This is a genomic window from Paracoccus broussonetiae (assembly GCF_031854425.1).
GTDB lineage: Bacteria > Pseudomonadota > Alphaproteobacteria > Rhodobacterales > Rhodobacteraceae > Paracoccus > Paracoccus broussonetiae.
On the sequence record NZ_JAVRQI010000038.1, the window covers coordinates 1 to 3,810 of the forward strand.

Annotated in this window: 3 protein-coding genes; all 3 read left to right on the forward strand. The window is 67.4% G+C overall.

The window, feature by feature from the left end; all coding sequences use genetic code 11:
- Window positions 1-1,413 (forward strand): xanthine dehydrogenase small subunit (gene xdhA / locus RM190_RS23180; RefSeq protein WP_311761847.1); only part of this gene is annotated, 1,413 nt, incomplete at its 5' end.
- Window positions 1,410-3,707, forward strand: a complete 2,298-nt coding sequence (gene xdhB / locus RM190_RS23185; protein WP_311761848.1) for a xanthine dehydrogenase molybdopterin binding subunit — start codon at window positions 1,410-1,412, stop codon at window positions 3,705-3,707. The genes xdhA and xdhB, both read left to right, overlap by 4 nt.
- Window positions 3,704-3,810 (forward strand): XdhC family protein (locus RM190_RS23190; protein ID WP_311761849.1); only part of this gene is annotated, 107 nt, incomplete at its 3' end. The genes xdhB and RM190_RS23190, both read left to right, overlap by 4 nt.

Below are 3,810 nucleotides of genomic sequence, written 5' to 3' on the forward strand. Positions count from 1 at the left end.
ACCGAGATCAGCCTGAGCGCGGCGGGATCTCGGGATACGTTACTTGACTATCTTCGCCTGAGCCGCCGGCTGACGGGGACGAAGGAGGGTTGTGCCGAGGGTGATTGCGGCGCCTGCACGGTTCTGGTGGGTCGTCTGCATCACGGGCATCTGCATTACGAGCCGGTGAATGCCTGCATCCGGTTCCTGGCCTCGTGCCACGGCTGCCACATCGTCACGGTCGAGCATCTGCGCGGTCCGGATGGCGGGCTGCACCCGGTTCAGGCGGCGATGGTCGAACATCACGGCAGCCAGTGCGGCTTCTGCACGCCGGGCTTCGTCATGGCGCTTTACGGGCTGTGGATGCAGAACCCGCGCCCGGACATGCTGGCGATCGAGACCGCGCTGCAGGGCAACTTGTGCCGCTGCACCGGCTATGAGCCGATCGTGAAGGCGGCCTTTGCCGCCAGCGAGGCGGGCGGGCAGAACATGGACGCGCTGGCGCTGGAACGCGACCGGGTCACCGCCTGGCTGGCCGCCCTCCCGCGCGAACGGGTCGAGGTCTCGCAGGGCGGCGACCGCGCCATCCTGCCGGCGGATGCGGCCGATCTGGCGCAGGTCCTGGCCGAGAACCCCAATGCCACCATCGCCGCCGGGGCCACCGATGTGGGCCTGTGGGTCACGAAATTCCTGAAGAACATCTCGCCCGCGGTGTTCATCGGCCACCTGGCCGACCTGAAGCGGATCGAGATCACGCCGGGCCGCATCAGCATCGGCGCGGGCGTGACCTATACCGAATTCGAGCCCTTCGTGCTGGCCCATTTCCCCGAGGCGCTGGATTACTGGCGGCGCATCGGCGGCTGGCAGGTCCGGAACGCCGGCACCATCGGCGGCAATGTCGCCAACGGCTCGCCCATCGGCGAGACCCCGCCCTTGCTGATCGCGCTTGGCGCCACGATGACGCTGCGCAGCGCCGAGGGCACGCGCGAGATCCCGGTCGAGGATTACTTCATCGCCTATGGCAAGCAGGACCGCCGCCCCGGCGAATTCGTCGAGACCATCCATGTGCCGCTGAAGGGCGAGGCCCGCATCGCCGCCTACAAGGTCTCGAAACGCCACCATGCCGACATCACCGCCTCGGCCGCGGCCTTCCGGGTGGTGACCGAGGGCGCGACGATCATCGACGCCCGCGTGGCCTTTGGCGGCATGGCCGCGACCCCGAAACGCGCCACCCGCGCCGAGGCCGCGCTGAAGGGCCAGCCCTTTGCCGCCGAGACCTTCGAGGCCGCTGCCCTTGCCGTCGCGGACGATTTCCAGCCGCTCAGCGACTGGCGCGCCAGCGCCGAATACCGCCAGCAACTCGCCGCCAATTTCTTCCGCCGCTTCTGGCTGGAACAGTCGGGCGCGGAACACCGCCTGAGGAGGGTGGAATGAAACAGGACGTCATCGTCAAGGGCGCCGCCCACAGCTCGATCATCCACGACTCGGCCGTGAAGCACGTGACCGGCCGGGCCGATTACACCGACGACCTGGCCGAGCCGATCGGCACGCTGCATGCCTATCTGGGGCTGTCGACGGTGGCGCATGGCCGCATCACCGAGATGGATCTGTCGGCGGTGCGCAACGCCCCCGGCGTCCACCTGGTCCTGACCGCCGATGACATTCCCGGCGTCAACGACATCAGCCCGAACGGGCTGCATGACGACCCGGTCTTCGCCTTCCCCGAGGTCCAGTTCCTGGGCCAGCCGATCTTTGCGGTGGTCGCCGAGACCCGCGACCAGGCCCGCCGCGCCTGCCAGCTGGCCCGCGTCACCTATGAGGAACTGCCCTTCGCGCTGGACGCCATCGCCGCCCGCGACGCCGGCATGGGCTATGTCACCAAGCCGCTGAAGCTGGCCCGCGGCGACATGGCCGGGATGGGACACGCCCCCCGCCGCCTTTCGGGCCGCCTGACCGTCGGCGGGCAGGAGCATTTCTATCTGGAAAGCCAGATCGCCTTCGCCCTGCCCGGCGAGGATGACGAGATCGTCATCCATACCTCGACCCAGCACCCGACCGAGGTCCAGCACATGGTCGCCCATGTCCTGGCCGTGCCCTCGAACGCGGTGGTGGTGAACGTGCGCCGCATGGGCGGCGGCTTCGGCGGCAAGGAATCGCAGATGAACATCTTCTGCGTCACCGCCGCGCTGGCCGCGAAACGGCTGAACCGCGCCGTCAAGCTGCGCCCCGACCGCGACGACGACTTCCAGATCACCGGCAAGCGCCACGACTTCGTCATCGATTACGAGGTCGGCTTCGACGAAACCGGCAAGATCCACGCGGTCGAGGCCGACTTCTATGCCCGCTGCGGCTTCTCGGCCGACCTGTCCGGCCCGGTGACCGACCGCGCCCTGTTCCATGCCGACAACGCCTATTACTATCCGGCGGTGGAACTGCGCAGCCATCCGATGAAGACCAATACCTGCTCGAACACCGCCTTCCGCGGCTTCGGCGGACCCCAGGGCGTCGTCATGGCCGAGCGCGTGGTCGAGGATATCGCCTATGCGCTGGGGCGCGACCCGCTGGAGATCCGCAAGCTGAACCTTTACCGGAACGGCCAGCTGACCCCCTATCACCAGGAGGTCGAGGACCAGATCCTGCCCCGCATCTTCGACGAACTGGAAGCGTCGTCGGACTATCACGCGCGCCGGCAGGCCGTGCTTGACTGGAATGCGCGGGGCGGCGTCATCCGCAAGGGCATCGCGATCACCCCGGTCAAGTTCGGCATCAGCTTCACCGCGACCTGGTTCAACCAGGCCGGCGCGCTGGTCCATGTCTATTCGGACGGCTCGATCCACCTGAACCACGGCGGCACCGAGATGGGCCAGGGCCTGAACACCAAGGTCGCCCAGGTCGTGGCCGAGGCGCTTGGCGTCCACATCGACCGCATCAGGATCACCAGGACCACGACCGAGAAGGTGCCGAACACCTCGGCCACCGCCGCAAGCTCGGGGTCGGACCTGAACGGGATGGCGGCGCTGGACGCCTGCCGCCAGCTGATCGAGCGCCTGACCGCCTTCGCCGCCGAAACCAGGGGCATTGCCCCCGAACTCGTCACCATCGGCGAGACCACCCGCATCGGCGACGAGGAGATGTCCTTTCAGGACTTCGTCAAATCCGCCTATATGGCCCGGATCCAGCTGTCGGCCGCGGGCTTCTACAAGACGCCCAAGATCCACTGGAACCGCGACACCGGCCAGGGCCGGCCCTTCTATTACTTCGCCTATGGCGCCGCCTGCGCCGAAGTCGCGGTCGACACCCTGACCGGCGAATACGTGATCGAGCGCGCCGACGTGCTCCATGACGTCGGCCGCAGCCTGAACCCCGCGCTTGACAAGGGCCAGGTCGAGGGCGCCTTCGTCCAGGGCACCGGCTGGCTGACCAGCGAGGAGCTGTGGTGGGACAAGAAGGGCCAGTTGAAGACCCATGCCCCCTCCACCTACAAGATCCCGCTCGCCTCGGACCGGCCCAAGGTCTTCAACGTCAACCTGGCCGACTGGTCGGTGAACCGCGAAAACACCATCAAGCGGTCCAAGGCCGTGGGCGAGCCGCCCTTCATGCTGGGCATCTCGGTCTTCCAGGCGCTGAACATGGCCGTCGCATCCTTCAACGGCTATCGCGAAAACCCACGCATCGACGCACCGGCCACCCCGGAACGAATGCTCATGGCCATCGAGAACGCAAGATGATCCGGGTCGAGATCACCCGCACGCGCGGCTCAGCCCCGCGCGAAACCGGCGCCATCATGATCGTGACGCCCAAAGCCATCCAAGGAACCATCGGCGGCGGGCA